Below are 18,485 nucleotides of genomic sequence, written 5' to 3'. Positions count from 1 at the left end.
CTTATAGAAATTTAACATGAAAAGACCAAGGAAAAGTCGTGAAGACATCTCCGCTAAACGTGGACGAGGGGATAGTGCCGGATATTCAGCAAGACCTGCTGGAACCAGCCGTGATGAAAAAAAATCATTCAATACCGACCGCGGCGATCGCAAACCATATGGAACCGGTAGATCAGATGAAAGAAAAACTTCTTATTCTGACAGAGGCGAGCGCAAATCATTTGGCGGCGACAGAGATAACAAACCATATGGAACCGGTAGATCAGATGAAAGAAAAACTTCTTACTCTGACAGAGGCGAACGCAAATCATTTGGCGGCGACAGAGATCGTAAGCCATATGGAGCCGGAAGATCAGAGGACAGAAAAACTTCTTACTCTGACAGAGGCGAACGCAAATCATTTGGCGGCGACAGAGATCGTAAGCCATATGGAGCCGGAAGATCAGAGGACAGAAAAACTTCTTACTCTGACAGAGGCGAACGCAAATCATTTGGCGGCGATAAAGACCGTAAGCCATATGGAGCCGGAAGATCAGAGGACAGAAAAACTTCTTACTCTGACAGAGGTGAACGCAAATCATTTGGCGGTGACAAGGATCGCAAACCATACGGAGCCGGCAGATTTGACGATAAAAAGTCATTTGGCGGAGATCGTGAGCGCAAATCATACAGTGACCGTGAGCGCAAACCTTATGACTCAGAACGGGGAGAAAGGAAACCATACGGTTCCGAGCGCTCCTTTGAAAAGAAGCCATTCAGCGACAGAAATGAACGTGGTGGTGATGAAAGAAAATCATACGGAGCAAAGAAATTTGAGGGAAGAAGAAGCAGCGAAGACAGCCGTGGATTTAATGAGCGAAGCTACATCGAACGCCAGCATCCAAATAAATCCTTTAAAGACAGAGGATTCAGAGATCGCAAACCTTCAAAGAAAAAAGAGGACGACTCTAATGTCAACTATGATGAGATCCGTCTAAACCGTTACATTGCCAATGCGGGAGTATGCTCGCGTAGAAAAGCTGACGAGTTAATTGCTTTAGGTGAAATTTCAGTTAACGGACAAGTGGTTACCGAATTGGGCTTTAAAGTTAACGTTAGTGATACTGTACACTTTAACGGGCAGCTGTTACGCAGGGAGAAGATGGTGTATGTGCTTTTGAACAAACCTAAGGACTATATTACCACTACTGACGACCCACGTGAGCGTAAAACGGTGATGGATTTGGTTGAAAAGGCTTCAAGAGAGCGCATTTACCCTGTTGGACGATTAGACCGCAATACAACCGGTTTATTATTATTGACCAATGACGGAGACTTAGCTGAAAAACTGGCACATCCTAAAAATCAAATTCCTAAAATTTATCACGCAACGCTAAACAAAAGCTTCCGCAAAGAAGACTTTGAGCGCTTGTCAGAAGGAATTGAATTAGAAGATGGCTTTATTAAGCCTGATGATCTGGCGTTTGTTGAGGGAGCAAGTAAAAAAGAAATAGGAATTCAGATTCACAGTGGTAAAAACCGAATAGTGCGTCGTATTTTCGAAACTATGGGTTACGAAGTTGAAAAACTTGACCGTGTGGTTTATGCTAACTTAACGAAAAAGGACTTGCCTCGCAGTCGCTGGAGACACCTAACAAAAGAAGAGTTAGTTTTCATAAAACGTTTGGTAAAATAATTTGATATCATATCAAATTACTTGCATACAAAGAAGGCTGTTTCATCTCAATGAAACAGCCTTCTTGCTTATCTTAATACTCTCGTTTATTAAATTACAGCCAGCTTATTCTTCTCAATTACTTCCGAGTAAAATTGTTCGTACATCGGCATTATATAGTTAATGTCAAACTCTTTTGCTCGCGCTAAAGCCTGGCTCTTGAATAAGGCTAAACGTCCCTCATCTTCCAAAATGTAGATTGCATTTTTTGCCATATCCTCAACATCTCCCACATTACTCATAAATCCAGTGACACCATGTACATTCAATTCCGGCATACCCCCTGCATTTGAACAAATCACTGGTACCTGACAAGCCATTGCTTCCAAAGCTGCCAATCCAAAACTTTCATTCTCCGAAGGCATGATAAATAAATCTGAAATGGAAAGGACTTCTTCTACTGCTTCCTGCTTACCCAAAAAGCGAACATCCTCACAAATTCCTAAGGTTCGGCACAACTGCTCCGCATTCACCCGTTCAGGACCATCTCCTACCATCAATAATTTTGAAGGCACCTTTTCAATTAATTTTGCAAAAACTTCAACCACGTCAGTTACACGCTTTACTTTCCTAAAGTTAGAAGTGTGCGTGATGATTTTCTCACCGTTAGGCGCAATTGCTTTTTTAAAATGATCGCGTGGCTTTAAGCTAAAACGGCGAAAATCAATAAAATTTGGGATTACCCGGATATCATTTTCAATCGCGAAATGCTGGTAAGTATCTTCTTTCAAATGCTGAGAAACAGAGGTTACCCCATCCGATTGGTTTATGGAGAAGGTAACAGCAGGTTTATAAGTGATATCTTTACCAACAAGTGTTATATCAGTACCGTGCAAAGTGGTTATAAATGGGATATGAATGCCATTAGACGCTAAAATTTGGCGGGCCATATAAGCCGCCGATGCATGGGGGATTGCATAGTGCACATGCAATAAATCAAGTTTCTCATACATCACCACATCTACCAGCTTGCTTGCCAATGCCAACTCATAGGGAGGATAATCAAACAATGGATAGTTTGAAACTGAAACTTCGTGATAAAAAAGATTTTCTGAGAAAAAATCGAGCCGTGCAGGCTGACTATAGGTTATAAAGTGCACTTTATGGCCTTTTTCTGCCAGTGCTTTCCCTAGCTCAGTGGCAACCACTCCGCTGCCTCCAAAAGTAGGGTAACAAACTATACCAATCTTCATATAATTTAGGTTTATGTTAGCAGCCTAACAGCTTATTTGGTTGCCCGAAATTACTGATAAAATACAAGTTATAAGTTAAGTAAACAGGTTTATGTTAAGTAACATTAAAGATGCACAGCTATAAACTTATAGTGTACTTCAACTAACCTATAATTCTTAATTAAATTAACTTACACTATAAAGAAAAAAAGTGCCTTATTGTTTGGCACTTCTTTCAACTTTTAATATTGCATCATAAACCACCTGATGAATTTTAGGTCGTATCGACATGCCTCCCAGCTTATTACTATCTTCTGCTGACATCAAACGGTTAGAAAGAAATATATAAGTAAGCTTATATTTCGGATCAACCCAAACACAAGTTCCGGTAAAACCGGTGTGACCAAAAGTTTCATCAGAAACTTCTTTTGCCGTAGATCCATACGAACGTTCTGCTAAAGAAACCTCAGGCTTATCAAACCCTAAACCTCTTCTGCTTATCTCCGGGTTTTGATAAACAATAAATTTCTTGATCGTTTCGGGTTGAAAGTAACGCAAACCACCGTATTCACCTTCATTCAGCAGCATCTGCATTAATACAGCTAAATCATTGGCACTAGAGAACAGTCCGGCATGCCCGGCAACACCACCCGCCATTGCTGCACCCTGATCATGTACATCACCAGTCACTACTTGATGACGGAAAGCACGATCATTCTCCGTTGGCACTAGCCTGTTCACAGAAAGAAAGCTCCTGGGGTTGTAACCCATGGTGGTAAGTCCTAAAGGCTTGTAAAAGTTCGTTTTCAAATAGGTATACAACGGCTGACCGGAAACCTCCTGAACAACCTGCTGCATAAAATACATGCTTAAATCGCTGTAAACGTATTTACCCGGTGCATTTAAACGAGAAGCAAGCATTTGAGGGAGCATCACATTATTAAAATAGCCTTTACGGATATAAAAATTTTGCGCTACACGGGTAGGAAAAGTTGCAGAAGAATCATAATTATAATCACCAGAGGCTAAATTTTTATAAAACGGGATAAAAGGTGTAAGTCCGGCTTGATGGGTCATGAGGTCCTTAATCAATAACTGCGATTTGTCATACCCGCGTGCCACAGGCACATAACTTCCCAAAGTTGAATTCAGATCGATTCGACCTTGTTCATAAAGACGCATGACACCCTGCGTAGTTGCTGCAATCTTGGTTACAGACGCCAGGTCGAATACATCTGTTACCTTATCAGGTACAGTATTCTCAAAAGAATGATAACCAAATGCCTTCTCATAAATCACTTTTCCATCTTTGGCGACTAATACAACACATCCCGGATAGGCACGTTTATTCACGCCATCCTGTGCTATTGAATCTATTCTATTCAAATCAGACAATTGAATCCCTACAGCTTCCGGCATAGCATACTCGAGGCGTGTTGGTTTGGTTGCAACCCCATCACCTTTTTTAAATCCCACACCAACTGTCACGGGCAATTTTCCACTAAGACCAATCCCTCCAAAAACAGCCTGTGCCGCCAAACTTTTAGCCAAGGCGTTGTCATCATAAGCCACTAATATGGCTGGCAAATAGTCGAAATTGGTAATGCAATAAGGATTGCCAAAAATTGCAAGTATAATATTACTTGTTTTGCTAAGCCTTACTATCAGCTTACGGGCATTTTCGGAAATCGCAAAATTATCCTTAACGTTTGTATCAATGCTATGCAAACCAATAATTACTGTTTGCATATCTGCTAATGATTGGTAAAGTTTTTCGTACTCAGCCTCTTCATCATTCATCCAGACCGAATATCGGCTTACCGGCCCATACTTTGCCAACGTGTTTAAAAACGCATTATCAAGCTCAGCACCAATACTGACGGCTCCAATCTTCTGCTTTTCAACGTCAATAATTGGCAATAAATTCTTTTGATTGCGAACTAGGGTCAATGAGTTTTTCACTAATTCGTAGTTCAGGTATTTGGCAGCATCCAACTTTAAATCTGTAATAACATTTTTTGTTGAAACTAACCTGTTTTTATTCAGCCCAACCAAAAACTTTGCAGCCAAAACTTTCTTCACTTTTGCATCAACTTCTTTCCATGACAGGCGTCCTTTGCTTATAGCCGTTTTTATACTGTAAATAGTTGCAGGAACACTTTCAGGATTCAATAAAATATCATTACCTGCAATGAGTGACTTCACTGCAGATTCTGTTGAAGAGAAATTCCCATTGGCTCCTTTCATCAATAAATCATCAGTAATTACCAAGCCCTTAAACCCCAGTTGATTTTTCAGTAAAGAGGTGGATATTGCATACGACTGACTTGAGGGAGAATTAGAAGCATCATATGCAGGCACGCCAATATGCCCAATCATTACCCCACATAAGCCCGCTGGTATTAGTTGTTTATATGGATAAAGCTCCACTGAATCCAATGCAGCTTTGCTTCTAAATAGAGATGGCAATGAGGTATGAGAATCATTATCGGTATCACCATGGCCAGGAAAATGCTTTGCACAAGCCAACACTCCTCCATCTTGTAATCCTTTCATGTATTGCAAGGCGCGTTCGGCCACTTGTTTCTTGTCACTCCCAAACGAGCGGGTACTAATTACCGGATTCCACTGATTGCTATTGATATCAAGCACAGGAGAGAAGCTTATATGAGCACCGACCCTGCGTAATTGCCTGGCCATTTCTAATCCAAACTCATAAATAAGCTTATCATCATTAATTGCCCCTAAAGGCATTTGGCGAGGGAAACTGATCGTACTATCTAAGCGCATTGAAAGCCCCCACTCCGCATCCATTGAAACCAATAACGGAACATGAGCAATTGATTGAAAGTAATTCACCAGATTCACCTGCCTTTGTGGCCCACCTTGAGCCATCATCACCCCCCCAATGTGGTAATACCTGATTAACTCAGCAATGCGTTCGGTTTGTATTCTGTCAGCATGAGAATATGCTGTAACCATGATTAACTGTCCGAGCTTTTGATCAGGACTCAATGTTTTAAATACTGAATCAACCCAAGCTGAGGGAGCCTCAAGCTGCTCACCTGTAATTTTAGGCTGATTTTGTGCACGAGTGCAACTTGAAATAAATAAAGCAATAATGATCAAAAAAATGTGCTTAGCGCAGTTAAACATTGTTTTTAACGAATATTTAATTGTTAGAATTGAATTTTATACTTTTACGGAAACCTTATTTGTTTTCACCTCGTCTTTCAACACTTTGATTTTGAACGAAATACGAGCAACTGAAAACCCAAATAATAATAACCCCGACAAAACTAAGTATTTTACCATAGAGTAGCATCGATCTATCTGTATGGTTTATGTAAAACAAACGGTTTACTTTCGGGTTTAATTCATCGTATTTATTACTAGAAGACTAGCTACATTCCTAAGTAAAAGGAACAATCAAATTGATTAACACAAAGGCATGTCAGACATCATACAACTATTACCGGATTCGGTAGCCAACCAGATTGCAGCAGGAGAAGTAGTGCAGCGACCCGCATCAGCGGTAAAAGAGTTGATTGAAAACTCTATTGATGCCGGGGCTAGCACTATTAAACTGATTGTTAAAGATGCCGGAAAAGCACTTTTACAAGTAATTGACGACGGTTGTGGAATGAGCGCCACCGACAGTCGCATGGCCTTTGAACGGCATGCCACCTCAAAAATACGTAAAGCAGAGGACCTTTTTTCTATTCGGACCATGGGTTTCCGGGGAGAAGCTCTCGCCTCTATTGCCGCAGTTGCCCAGGTTGAATTAAAAACCCGTCGCCATGAGGACGAAGTAGGCACACAGTTGTTGATTGAAGGCTCTGAAATCAAGTTGCAAGAAGCATGCAGTTGCAGTGCGGGCACTTCCTTTTCTGCCAAAAATCTATTTTTCAACATTCCGGCTCGTCGTAACTTTTTAAAAAGCAACCCTGTTGAAATGCGTCATATTATTGACGAGTTTCAGCGAATAGCATTGGCTAATCCTAACGTTTTTTTCAGTCTGCATCACGATGGGCAAGAAGTGTTTCATTTGCCAAAGGGAACACTAAAACAACGCATTGTCCATATTTTTGGAAATAGTTATAACGAACGTTTAGTTCCACTAGAGGAACAAACCGATATTATCAGCATTAAAGGTTTTATAGGCAAACCCGAGTATTCAAAAAAAACCAGGGGTGAACAATTTTTCTTTGTCAACAACAGGTTTATTAAGGACGCCTATTTAAATCATGCAATAACTACCGCTTATGAGGAGCTGTTACCTGCCGATTCATTCCCGTTTTATGTATTGTTCATTAATATCGATCCTATTCATATCGACATCAATGTTCATCCAACCAAAACGGAGATCAAATTTGACAATGAGAAAGTAATTTACGCCATCATCCGATCGGCAGTAAGACGCTCTTTAGGACAGTATAACATCAGCCCTGCTATTGATTTTGATGCGGCACCAACCAGCACAGCCTTGCGTGATTTTGTGCCGTCAACAGCAGCAGTTCGTATGCCGACTATAACTGTTAATCCTGAATTTAATCCATTTGAGCAGCAGAACGGCCGCTCTGGAGGTTCTTCATTCAGACAACCGACCTCACAGCCTGCTATAAACGTGGGTAATTGGGAGCAACTCTATAAAATTGTTAGAGAAGATGAAGACAAAAAAGATGTTCATACCCATCCATTATTTGATCTCCCTGCTCCAAAAGAAGAATCGCCTAAGTTTAAGCTAAATGAAAACCAGTCGTTTCAAATTCACAACCGTTACATTATTTCACCCATAAAATCAGGATTTATTGTAATTGATCAGCAAGCAGCACACGAACGGATTCTATATGAGCGTTATTTAAACTCATTGGAAACACATAAAGGGAGCAGTCAGCAAAGTTTGTTTCCGCAAACACTGGAATTGTCACCTTCCGATTTTGAACTTTTAAAAGAGATGATGAATGAGGTAAAAGCCTTGGGATTTGATATCAGGGAATTTGGGCGGAATTCAGTGGTGGTTGATGGGGTGCCGTCGGACGTGGCCAGTGGTAATGAGGCCCGTTTGCTTGAGAACCTTTTAGAAAGTTTTAAACAAAATGCTACTATTTTAAAGGTAGATAAACGAGATAACCTTGCTCGTTCCCTAGCTCGAACGGCTGCCATAAAATCAGGAACAGCATTGAGCAAAGAAGAAATGAGCCTGTTAATTGATGAGCTATTTGCATGTCAGATGCCTAAAGTAGCTGTGTCGGGGAAACCAACATTCATAACAATTGGCTTGGAAGAATTGGTAAAAAGATTTTCTTCATAAAGCTTTAACATGAAGCAGGAAACGCACAAATATTTGAATTTAATTGATTAAATTATTGAACATTCCATCAATAACATAACACCCACATATTGATTATACGCTGTTTAATATGAGTAATTACAGACCACCGTCGGCCTTTAGCATGCTACCTCCGGTAGTAAAGAATATATTAATTATTAATGTTATTTGTTTTTTAGCGCAACTCAATCCAGTCATTAATGCATGGCTGACTGAACATTGTGCCGCATTTTACGTTGACTCTCCCAATTTCAGGATTTGGCAGGTATTTACTTATGCCTTTTTACATGGAGGATATGCACACTTGTTCTTTAATATGTTTGCCGTATTCGTTTTCGGCCCTGTCATTGAAAACTATTTAGGCTCAAAACGGTTTTTAACTTATTATATGCTTACTGTTATTGGAGCAATCGCCATGCATTTTCTGATAACTGGTATTCAGATATATAATTTAAGTGGCAGCTTTTTTCCAATTCATCAGGATATCATATCCGCCAATGAGTTTCGTTACCCACCGGTATTGGGTGCATCTGGAGCAGTTTTTGGACTGCTAATAGCATTTGGGCTGCTATTCCCAAATATGATGCTTTATATTTACTTTTTTTTCCCAATTAAGGCAAAATATTTTGTAATTATTTACGGAGCTATCGAACTTTATATGGCAATACAGAATAACCCGAATGACAATGTTGCTCACTATGCACATTTAGGCGGCATGCTATTTGGTTTCATTTTATTAAAAGTGTGGAAAATCCGTAAACCCGGTTCATATTATTAATCATGAGCTTAGTTGAAGAGTTAAAACAGGTTCTTTTCCGTCCACGTCGAAAACTGCATCAGTTTATCGCAGTAAACGTTTTTGTCTTTTTTGTCATCAAACTGGTTTTTGTTTTTGAAACTTTATTTAAGCTTCCCTCTAATTTTTCCACAAAAATCATTGAGTATTTATCTATACCGGCATCGTTTGATATTCTAATCAAACAGCCATGGAGTGTGTTTACCTATATGTTTTTGCATAAAGATTTTTTCCACCTTTTGTTCAACATGTTAGGTTTATATTGGTTCGGTCAGCTATTGGAGGAATACCTGGGAGGTAAGAAGTTCTCTCTTATCTACATATTTGGAGGGTTAGTAGGCGGGCTACTATTCATTGCAGTTTACAACCTTTTCCCTGTATTTGAAAATGTTGTGGCTCAATCCAGAACCGTAGGCGCTTCTGCAGGTGTATTAGCTATTGCTGTTGCTACTGCAACTTTATTGCCCGATCATCAGTTTATGTTATTGTTTTTGGGCTTAGTAAAAATAAAGTACCTGGTTTTATTCTTTGTATTAATTGATTTGATAAATATCACCGGTGATAATGCAGGTGGGCATATTGCTCACTTGGGAGGAGCTATAATCGGGTTCGTCTATATTAAGCAGTTACGAAAGGGGCGTGATGTAAGTTCTCCTTTCCAATCTTTCTTCAGGTTCTTTACCAAACTTTTTAAACGAAAACCCAAGTTGAAAGTGACGTACCGCAATCCCGCAAATGACAAGAAAAACGTTAAAAAGCAACTAGATAAACAAGAAATCATTGACCGGATTCTCGACAAAATATCTAAGTATGGTTACGAAGGGTTAACCAAAGAAGAAAAGGATATCCTGTTCAGAGCAAGCCAGGAAAAAGAATGAAAAACCATAAAAGAAGAAGTTTAGCCCATAAATTCGTTTTTACCGCTAATATTGTTGCCGCTATTTTTTTGCTGGTATGCTATCTGGCTCCATTTATTGATCCTGTATATTTATGGCCAATCGCCTTTTTTGGATTGGCTTATCCATTTATTCTATTAATTAATTTATTATTTTTCTTATTCTGGCTTATTATTTGGCGCAGACCTGCCTGGCTATCCCTAATAGTTATAGCCGCTGGTACCCCATTCCATAAAAACAGTTTTGGTTTCAACTTACCCTATGACATTGAACACAAACCCGACAGCTCTATTAGGGTAATGAGTTACAATACGCATTATTTCCGTCCTATCAACAAACGAAGTAATGATGACTCCACCAAGAACAAAATATTGGAGCTGATACGTAATGAAAATCCGGATATACTTTGTATTCAGGAATTCTATACCAGAAAGAAAGGTAAGTTCAATATTAAAGACAGCATACAGCATATAATGGGAACCAAGGATGTGTATGTAAAAAAAATTATTGGAGATGATTACGAATCAACAGGATTGGCAATATTTTCAAAATATCCTATAGAAAGCAGTAAGGAAATACCTTTTTCAGGCGAAAGAACTGACAATACCTGTATTTATGCCGACCTGAATATTCATGGAAGAATCGTACGGATTTTTAACATTCACTTACAATCGATAAGTTTTCAACAACAAGATTATAAATATTATCAAAAAATAAGGGATTCCCTTAGCACCGATCCGGTACTTACCCGCAGGATAGCAAGAATGCTGAAAAAAGCATTTGAAAAACGAAGTATTCAAGCCAAGCTTGTTGCAGAAGCGGTCCAAAGTAGCCCATATCCGGTCTTACTCTGTGGAGATTTTAATGACACTCCACTTTCTTATGCTTATTGTACTGTTTCAAAGGGCATGAACAGTGCATTTACTCAACGGGGTGTAGGCTTTGGAAAAACTTATGGTGGGGCCTTCCCTAATTTTCAAATCGACTTTATTCTATTTGACAATTATTTCAAAGCCAAAACCTATAAAATCACACCCAAAAAGCTATCGGATCACTATCCGGTGCGAAGTGACATAATGTTTAATTAGCTTCGGCTCCTTTTTTATTAAAATTTGGAAAGCTTTTTGATGCGATCAAGCTGAACTGACGGATTATTAACATATAGAACGAATCGCTAGCTATTAAATTAAAAGAATCTAAAACGCAACAAAAATCTACCTATTCTGTTATGCCTTAACAACTATTAGTAGTTCGTTGACATAAAGATTGTTAATTTTGTGGCAATTCAATAAAGAGTAAAAGTTTAACGCACATGCAACAACCTGTAATTATTTACAACACTTTAAGCAGAAGTAAGGAAGAATTTAAGCCGATCAATCCCCCACTTGTTGGTATGTATGTATGCGGCCCGACCGTTTACAGCGATGTGCATTTGGGTAATTGTCGCACTTTTATCTCTTTCGACATTATTTTCAGGTACTTAAGCCATTTAGGCTATAAGGTTAGGTATGTACGCAACGTTACCGATGCCGGTCATTTGGAAAGCGATGCCGATGTAGGCGAAGATAAAATTGCAAAAAAAGCAAAACTTGCCCAAGTGGAACCGATGGAGATTGTACAAAAGTACACTGTAGGATTCAGACAGGTAATGGAAGTATTTAACGTTTTGCCGCCAAGTATTGAACCTACAGCAACGGGACATATCATTGAGCAAATTGAAATGACTCGCAAACTGTTGGAAAATGGCTATGCGTACGAGGTTAACGGCAGCATTTATTTTGATGTTGACAAATACAATAAAGAGCAAAATTATGGTATTCTAAGTGGTCGTAACATAGAGGATTTGCTTAATAATACCCGCGATTTGGACGGACAAGAAGAAAAGCGTGGAGCACTTGACTTTGCCCTCTGGATAAAAGCAAAACCTGAGCATTTAATGCAATGGCCTTCTCCATGGGGAATGGGCTTTCCGGGCTGGCACCTTGAATGCTCGGCTATGAGCAACAAATACCTGGGTTCACATTTTGATATTCACGGTGGAGGCATGGACCTTATTCCAACTCACCACACTAACGAAATAGCTCAAAATATTGCATTCTGTGGTAAACACCCAGCCAACTATTGGGTTCACACAAATATGCTTACTGTTAACGGACAAAAAATGTCAAAATCATTAGGCAACAGCTTCTTGCCTCATGAACTTTTCACAGGTCTCCATCCGTTACTGAACAAAGGCTATAGCCCTATGGTAGTTCGCTTTTTTATGCTTCAAGCTCATTACCGTAGTACATTAGATTTTTCAAATGAAGCCTTAGATGCCTCTGAAAAAGGGTTTAAACGCATGATGGCGGCTTATGATTTATTAGAGGACTTAAGCACGTCAGACCAGTCTACTTCTGATATCATGGCCTTAAAGAAAAGATGTTATGATGCCATGAGTGATGATTTCAATACACCTATTGCAATCGCTGAATTGTTTGAGGGAGTACGAATCATCAATTCTGTAAAAGCAGGATTGGAAACCATTACTCCTGAAGACCTGGAAGCATTAAAACAATTATTTAACAGCTTTTTATTCAATATTTTTGGACTAACCAAGGACGAACATGCTGCAAATAATGTTGGAAAAGTAATAGACCTTCTGATCGATATCCGTAATAATGCTAAAGCAAATAGAGATTATGCTACTTCGGATGCAATCAGAAATAAACTACTTGAAATAGGGTATCAACTAAAAGACAGTAAAGAAGGTACCACTTGGAGTACTGTTTAAAGATTGTCTAAGTACACAAATAAATTTGTCAATTGGGCTTCATCACTCAGTTTTACCTTATTTGTTTTAATATAATTTTGAACCTGCTGTTGTTTATCATTAGATAACGTTAACAGCAGGTTTTTTATATTTTTATCAAGCTTTACCAGCTGATTAGTACCCTGCTGAAAATATAGCGCTTGATAATCAGTAAAACTTTTTTCTGTGGTAGCACTTGTCATATCAGACACTGTTACTTCAGTTTTCTTCACATATTTTACAAGTTTAGTTTTGCCATCATACAATACCTGACAAAATACAGGCTTGGGCTTAACGACCGGTTCAATAAAATAGCGTCTAAAAACATATTCCGTTGCAATGTCTCCCAAAGAATCATATAATACAAACTCTGCAACAGGCTCACTAACCAGATATACTTTTTTATCATAAATATATTGCAACTCCTCTGCGAACATATCAAACCTTAAACTAATGGGATTGATAACTCTGCCGCTTACGGTTGTAAGTTTTCCTTTTAAAAAGGATTCTTTAAAAAATGGCAGTTGCTTATAGGTTGTATATGCTTTGGGAGCAATATAGGCACCGCCTGAAAGTCGGTAGCCATCAAGATCTTGAGCATTTGAGCAATATCCAATTATCCCTAGAAAAAATAGATGCAATAACTTTTTCATATGTTTATGCGTTAATACTGATAAGAGACTTATTTTTCAAAATAGATAGGCATTCTATTAAAATTATCACTTTTTTCTCTAACTTTTGCAGTATCCACCTATTTTTACAATTATTAAAAATACCGTTAAGGCTCAAATGACAGTAAAACGAATCGTTATAAAACTCATTTCTACTTTATACCTAGTTACCATCCTAACTTCTAATTTATTTTCCCAAACTGTACCCGACTTTATAGAGAATATTATCCATAGGGATAAACAGTTTAGTGCGATGGCGGGACAAAAAGGAATAAAGGAGGCATATTTATCTGTTTTACATAAAGATGGTATTATATTCCGACCCGAGCCGGTGAATGGAATCAATTATTTTAAACTCCTCCCAAACGATATACCTGGAACTCTTACGCGAGAACCTGTTTTTGCAGATGTTTCCAATGACCAGACCTTGGGATTTACAACAGGACCATACGATTACAAAGGAGAAAATGATGGGGTTATTAGTATCAATTCCGGCGAATATGTTTCTATTTGGATTAAGGAGAAAAAGAAATGGGAGTTGATGCTGGACCTAGGTATTGCCCATGGAAAAACTGCGTTCACTCCACAATTCACCTATGCAAACCCTATGACATTTGGGATGAAGCGCGCAACACTTGACTTTATTGCCGAAGAGCAGCAAAAAAACTCCATGGAAATATTAAAAGCCACCGATGAACTTTATTGTGGCGCCATAACAAATGGAAAAACTGAAACTACCTATAAGGAGTTTCTTAGTTCAAGCATACGGTTATTAAGAAATAATCAGTTACCAATTTTAGGAAAATCACCTGCATTAACCTATTTGAATTCACAATACGTCGAGTACTCTTATCGTAACTCACACGTGTACGTAGCCCCTTCCCGAGATCTAGGCTATACAACTGGCACAGGAAGCATTACAACAATCGTTAAAAACCAAAAAACGACTCAAAACATTAATTATTTAAGAGTTTGGCGCAAAGAAAATTCTGGATTCTGGAGAATTGTATTGGATATTGAGGCTCCGGCTCAATAAGAAGTTAGTGATTGTTGAGCTCTACCACTTCAGCCAAAGGGTTGAAAAGATACATTCTTTTAGTACTCAGCTCAACACAACGGTAACGTTTTCTGATTAGTTCTAACTTTTGAAACTTCCGTCCATTGGGTAAAGAAAAAACTGCATTAAACGGTAATTTTTCTACGGCAAGCAAAACCTCTTGCTTTTTATCGTAATTCTTTAGAACTCGCAACAAATTCATATCACTGCAGCTCGATGCTGCCGGATTTTGCATGTATGCTTTTAATGCAGACTCAACATCAACCGGAAAAATATTCATTTCGAAAAAAGGATGCATCATTTCTTGAAATGCCTTTTTCCATTCCGTACCATGAGGCTTTACCTTATTTTTATGTCGATTATAATTTAAGAGGTGGGCGAACTCATGTACCAGGGTGATCAAAAATGAATATTGATTGAGATTATAATTCACCGAAATCCGATGTCCTTTACCGCCATAAGGATGACGATAATCTCCTAACTTGGTACTACGATTTCTACTGATTTTAAGCTCAGCCTTATAATAATCTATCCACTTTACAATTAGCGGAGCTGCAGGTGCAGGAATATACTTTTGAAGAATACTGATTTTATCCAAGAAAACTAATTAAATTTCTAGGGAGCTAAAATAAAAACAACTACTACAAAGAACAGATAAATTTTTATTTCAATACCTGATAAACAATAAGGCTTGCCACATATGCCAGTGTAGTCATGTATGCCAATTGAATTATGGGCCATTTAACACTCTTGGTTTCACGATAAACAACGGCTATAGTACTTGCACATTGCATAGCAAAAGCATAAAAAAACATTAAAGATATCGCAGTAGCTAAGCTAAACACGGGTAGTCCGGTTTCGGTATTTATTGCCGTTGCCAACTTTTGCCTTACCGAAACAATATTTTCTCCATCACCCTCAACACTATAAATAGTAGACATGGTTCCTACAAACACTTCTCGAGCAGCGAATGAAGTAATTAACGCAATGCCTATCTTCCAATCATAACCCAAAGGCTTTATCACAGGCTCAATGGCTTTGCCTAATATACCTGCATAAGAAGCTTCCAGTTTTTGGGCACCCTTCTCTTGCTCTAACAATCCGATGTTCGCTCCAGGCACTTTTGCTAAAGTCTCGAAATGTGTATCTATAGTGCTCATTTTATCACTTGGCCCGTATGTAGATAATACCCACAAGATTACAGAAACTGCAATAATTACCTTTCCTGCTTCAATAACAAAGGTCCTGGCTTTTTCATATAACTGCAATCCTATGTTCGACCAGCGAGGCATACGGTAAATTGGCAATTCCATTATAAAATAGCCGCGCTCTCGGCTTCTTACAATCCTTTTCATGATCCAGGCAGCCCCGATAGCAGCAAAAAAGCCCACTAAGTACATTGATAATAATGCTAGTCCTTGCAAGCTTAAGAATCCAAGTATTTTTTGATCAGGAACAACTAAGGAAATAAGCAAAGTATAAACCGGCAAGCGAGCAGAGCAGCTCATTAAAGGAGTGACCAAAATGGTAATAATCCGGTCCTTCCAGCTTTCAATAGTCCGTGTTGCCATAATAGCCGGCACAGCACAAGCAACACCGCTAATTAAAGGTACTACCGACTTTCCATTTAACCCCACTTTACGCATCAGTTTATCCATCATGAACGTAACGCGTGCCATGTAGCCAGTATCTTCAAGAATAGCAATAAAAAAGAAGAGAATAACAATTTGCGGAAGAAAGACCAATACTCCGCTTAATCCCGCCAGAACACCATCAATAAGCAGATTGGTAAACACGCCAACAGGTAAAACTCCAGAAAGCCATTGTTCAATACTTAAAAAGCCCTTCTCTATAAATGACATTGGATATTCAGCAAATGTAAAAATCGACTGAAACACCAAAAACAGTATTATAACGAAAATAACCAGTCCGAATACACGATGTGTTAATACTTTATCAATTTTATTGCTAAACGTTTCACCTTTAGCTGATTCATCTTGTTTGACTGTGTCAAATAACAGATCGTTGATGAAATTATAACGAGCAATGGTTTCTTTTGACTGAGAATTAGCTGAATGAAATGCATGCTTTTGCTCCAAGCTTTCAATAAAATCGCTTTGTTCAATTGTTAAGCTGCTAAGATTTTCATGCTGGTGCGCAAGCTGTAATGCTTCATAAGGGCTGCTTGTTTCAAAGCTTCCACTGATTTCATCAATTAAGGCTGGAGCCAATTCTTCAACTTCAATTGTTTTTACTTGCGTGGCAATTTTAGTTGCTTCACCAATAGCCAATTTTACCTCATTAACGCCTTTGTTCTCACGAGCGTTTACAGGTATGACTCGTATCCCTAAACGAGCAGCGAGCCTATCAACGTCAATTCTTAATCCGTTCTTCTCAGCAACATCAATCATGTTGAGCACCAGAATAACCGGAATATTCAAATCGGCCACCTGCGTGTATAGCAACAAATTGCGTTTTAAGTTAGAAGCATCAGCAACAACTACAACCAAATCAGGACGTAGTTTACCTTTACGATCATACAGTACTTCAAAAGCTATTTGCTCATCTTTGGATTTTGCATAAAGACTGTAAATACCGGGAAGGTCAATAATTTCGGCCGATTGGCCATTAGAAAGTTTTACAAGGCCTGTTTTTTTATCAACTGTAACCCCCGGAAAGTTTCCAACTTTCTGGTTTAACCCCGTAAGATCATTAAATAAAGTTGATTTTCCAGTATTTGGATTGCCAATAAGGGCTACTTTAAGGTGTTCACTCACTCGCTATGGCTCTTACTTTTTTAATAAAATGGTTGCAGCTTCATTAATGCGCAGGCTCAATTTGTAGCCCGCAACGGTTATAGCAATTGGATCGCCCAGAGGAGCGACTTGTTCCAACTTCACCAATTCACCCGGCAAACATCCCATCTCCATTAGCTTTACCGACATTTCCTGATCGGTAAACTCTAAAATGGTAGCGCTATCACCAACCATTAACTCCGAAAGTTTCATAACATTATCCTAACAAACAGGCGCAAGATACCCCTTATTTATAATAATTCCAAGTAAGCAAAAAGGGTGTACCAATACTATTACAATGGTAGATAAGAATAATGATCAAAAATATGATTTTGGTCAGCTAAAGGCTAATAAATTAAGTATTTAAACAAACAGTTATTACCTTACTTTATACTTTACTGTTGGGCAACCACAACGGCTTGATGCACAGGAAACCATAGTAAAAGTAAAAAGGGCAAATGCAATAAATAAGGCCCGTTTAAGCAATTTGTTCATGGGGTCTGGATATAATTTTTTTATAAACATAAAATGGAATGATTCCTAAAAATGTTCCAACGGCATCGGCTATGAAGTCATCCCATTCTCCAGAGCGATAGGTGAACACTTTTAGCTGAATCAATTCTATTAAACCTCCGTAAAATAAACAAATAAATGTTGCAAAAGTTACAGGTAAAAGCTTTAATAGCTTAAAGCGGGTTTGCAGATAAAATCCCCGGCTTAACAGAAAGGTCAAGACAAAATAAAATACAGCATGTACGAATTTGTCAAACCCTGGAAAGAACAATGAGGCCTTCGGTAATTCCGAGGGCCTCATGTTGCATAAAATGAATATAACAACAATCCAAACAAGCGCTAATTTTAGCTGTTTGAGAAACATCCTTATTCGCCTATTTGTTGTTTATAATCAGCATCAGATAATAATGAAGCTAACTGAGCGTCATCGGCAATTTTAATACGAATCATCCAGCCATCACCATATGGATCCGAGTTTACCAATTCAGGATTAGCGTCCAATTTTGGATTGAACTCTAAAACCTCACCACTAACAGGCATGTAAAGGTCAGAAACAGTTTTAACCGCTTCAACTGTACCGAAAACTTCGCCTTCATTTACTGATTGGCCTACTGTATTAATATCAACGTATACAATATCACCCAACTCACGTTGTGCAAATTCTGTAATACCAACAATGGCTACGCCACCATCAACTTTTACCCATTCGTGATCTTTCGTATACTTTAATTCTGCTGGAAAATTCATA

15 protein-coding genes are annotated in these 18,485 nt (G+C 38.6%); 7 read left to right on the top strand and 8 right to left on the bottom strand.

Annotated features, from left to right (window positions below):
* Positions 1 to 16: 16 nt before the first annotated feature.
* The gene (locus L2B55_RS03820; RefSeq protein ID WP_237848969.1) at positions 17 to 1,675 is read left to right on the top strand and encodes a pseudouridine synthase; all 1,659 of its coding nucleotides are present in this window, start codon (positions 17 to 19) and stop codon (positions 1,673 to 1,675) included.
* An 89-nt stretch (positions 1,676 to 1,764) separates the two neighbouring features.
* On the opposite strand, the gene bshA is transcribed toward L2B55_RS03820, so the two are convergent.
* Together bshA and L2B55_RS03810 are read right to left on the bottom strand one after the other, a co-directional pair.
* Positions 1,765 to 2,907 carry an N-acetyl-alpha-D-glucosaminyl L-malate synthase BshA gene (bshA, locus tag L2B55_RS03815; protein ID WP_237848968.1) on the bottom strand — a complete coding sequence of 381 codons (1,143 nt, stop codon included), beginning with the start codon at positions 2,905 to 2,907 and terminating at the stop codon, positions 1,765 to 1,767.
* 195 nt (positions 2,908 to 3,102) lie between these two features.
* Positions 3,103 to 6,015 (bottom strand): serine hydrolase domain-containing protein, encoded by a 2,913-nt coding sequence (locus L2B55_RS03810; RefSeq protein ID WP_237848967.1) that lies wholly within the window; start codon positions 6,013 to 6,015, stop codon positions 3,103 to 3,105.
* 322 nt (positions 6,016 to 6,337) lie between these two features.
* Here L2B55_RS03810 and mutL point away from each other — a divergent pair, with 322 nt between their 5' ends.
* The 5 genes from mutL to cysS all read left to right on the top strand — a co-directional run bounded on the left by mutL (position 6,338) and on the right by cysS (position 12,683).
* Complete coding sequence (gene mutL / locus L2B55_RS03805; RefSeq protein WP_237848966.1) at positions 6,338 to 8,200, top strand: DNA mismatch repair endonuclease MutL; 1,863 nt, start codon at positions 6,338 to 6,340, stop codon at positions 8,198 to 8,200.
* A gap of 109 nt (positions 8,201 to 8,309) precedes the next feature.
* Entirely contained in the window at positions 8,310 to 8,996 is a 687-nt protein-coding gene (locus L2B55_RS03800; protein ID WP_237848965.1) for a rhomboid family intramembrane serine protease, read from the top strand.
* Between the two features lie 2 nt (positions 8,997 to 8,998).
* The gene (locus L2B55_RS03795; RefSeq protein WP_237848964.1) at positions 8,999 to 9,892 is read left to right on the top strand and encodes a rhomboid family protein; all 894 of its coding nucleotides are present in this window, start codon (positions 8,999 to 9,001) and stop codon (positions 9,890 to 9,892) included.
* Positions 9,889 to 10,998, top strand: coding sequence for an endonuclease/exonuclease/phosphatase family protein (locus L2B55_RS03790; protein WP_237848963.1), 1,110 nt, complete (start codon positions 9,889 to 9,891; stop codon positions 10,996 to 10,998). Before L2B55_RS03795 ends, L2B55_RS03790 begins: the two co-directional genes overlap by 4 nt.
* A gap of 224 nt (positions 10,999 to 11,222) precedes the next feature.
* Complete coding sequence (cysS, locus tag L2B55_RS03785; RefSeq protein WP_237848962.1) at positions 11,223 to 12,683, top strand: cysteine--tRNA ligase; 1,461 nt, start codon at positions 11,223 to 11,225, stop codon at positions 12,681 to 12,683.
* Here cysS and L2B55_RS03780 read toward each other — a convergent pair.
* Positions 12,680 to 13,354, bottom strand: a complete 675-nt coding sequence (locus tag L2B55_RS03780) for a hypothetical protein (RefSeq protein ID WP_237848961.1) — start codon at positions 13,352 to 13,354, stop codon at positions 12,680 to 12,682. The genes cysS and L2B55_RS03780 overlap by 4 nt on opposite strands.
* Before the next feature lie 136 nt (positions 13,355 to 13,490).
* Between L2B55_RS03780 and L2B55_RS03775 the strand changes: the two genes are divergently transcribed.
* The gene (locus L2B55_RS03775) at positions 13,491 to 14,408 is read left to right on the top strand and encodes a DUF4440 domain-containing protein (RefSeq protein WP_237848960.1); all 918 of its coding nucleotides are present in this window, start codon (positions 13,491 to 13,493) and stop codon (positions 14,406 to 14,408) included.
* 4 nt (positions 14,409 to 14,412) lie between these two features.
* Here the strand turns inward: L2B55_RS03775 and L2B55_RS03770 are convergent, their stop codons facing one another.
* The 5 genes from L2B55_RS03770 to gcvH all read right to left on the bottom strand — a co-directional run bounded on the left by L2B55_RS03770 (position 14,413) and on the right by gcvH (position 18,484).
* Positions 14,413 to 15,027 carry a SprT-like domain-containing protein gene (locus tag L2B55_RS03770; protein ID WP_237848959.1) on the bottom strand — a complete coding sequence of 205 codons (615 nt, stop codon included), beginning with the start codon at positions 15,025 to 15,027 and terminating at the stop codon, positions 14,413 to 14,415.
* A 64-nt stretch (positions 15,028 to 15,091) separates the two neighbouring features.
* Positions 15,092 to 17,206 carry a ferrous iron transport protein B gene (gene feoB, locus L2B55_RS03765; RefSeq protein WP_237848958.1) on the bottom strand — a complete coding sequence of 705 codons (2,115 nt, stop codon included), beginning with the start codon at positions 17,204 to 17,206 and terminating at the stop codon, positions 15,092 to 15,094.
* A 12-nt stretch (positions 17,207 to 17,218) separates the two neighbouring features.
* Positions 17,219 to 17,437: a FeoA family protein gene (locus tag L2B55_RS03760; RefSeq protein ID WP_237848957.1), complete on the bottom strand. Its 219-nt coding sequence runs from the start codon at positions 17,435 to 17,437 to the stop codon at positions 17,219 to 17,221.
* Between the two features lie 265 nt (positions 17,438 to 17,702).
* Positions 17,703 to 18,038: a VanZ family protein gene (locus L2B55_RS03755; RefSeq protein ID WP_237848956.1), complete on the bottom strand. Its 336-nt coding sequence runs from the start codon at positions 18,036 to 18,038 to the stop codon at positions 17,703 to 17,705.
* Positions 18,039 to 18,103: 65 nt separating this feature from the next.
* On the bottom strand, positions 18,104 to 18,484 hold the full coding sequence (gene gcvH / locus L2B55_RS03750; protein ID WP_237848955.1) for a glycine cleavage system protein GcvH: 381 nt from the start codon (positions 18,482 to 18,484) through the stop codon (positions 18,104 to 18,106).
* Position 18,485 lies beyond the last annotated feature (1 nt).

Source organism: Solitalea lacus (genome assembly GCF_022014595.1).
Lineage (GTDB): Bacteria > Bacteroidota > Bacteroidia > Sphingobacteriales > Sphingobacteriaceae > Solitalea > Solitalea lacus.
Note: the sequence above shows the minus strand (reverse complement) of the source record. Positions and strands in the feature narration are given on the sequence as shown.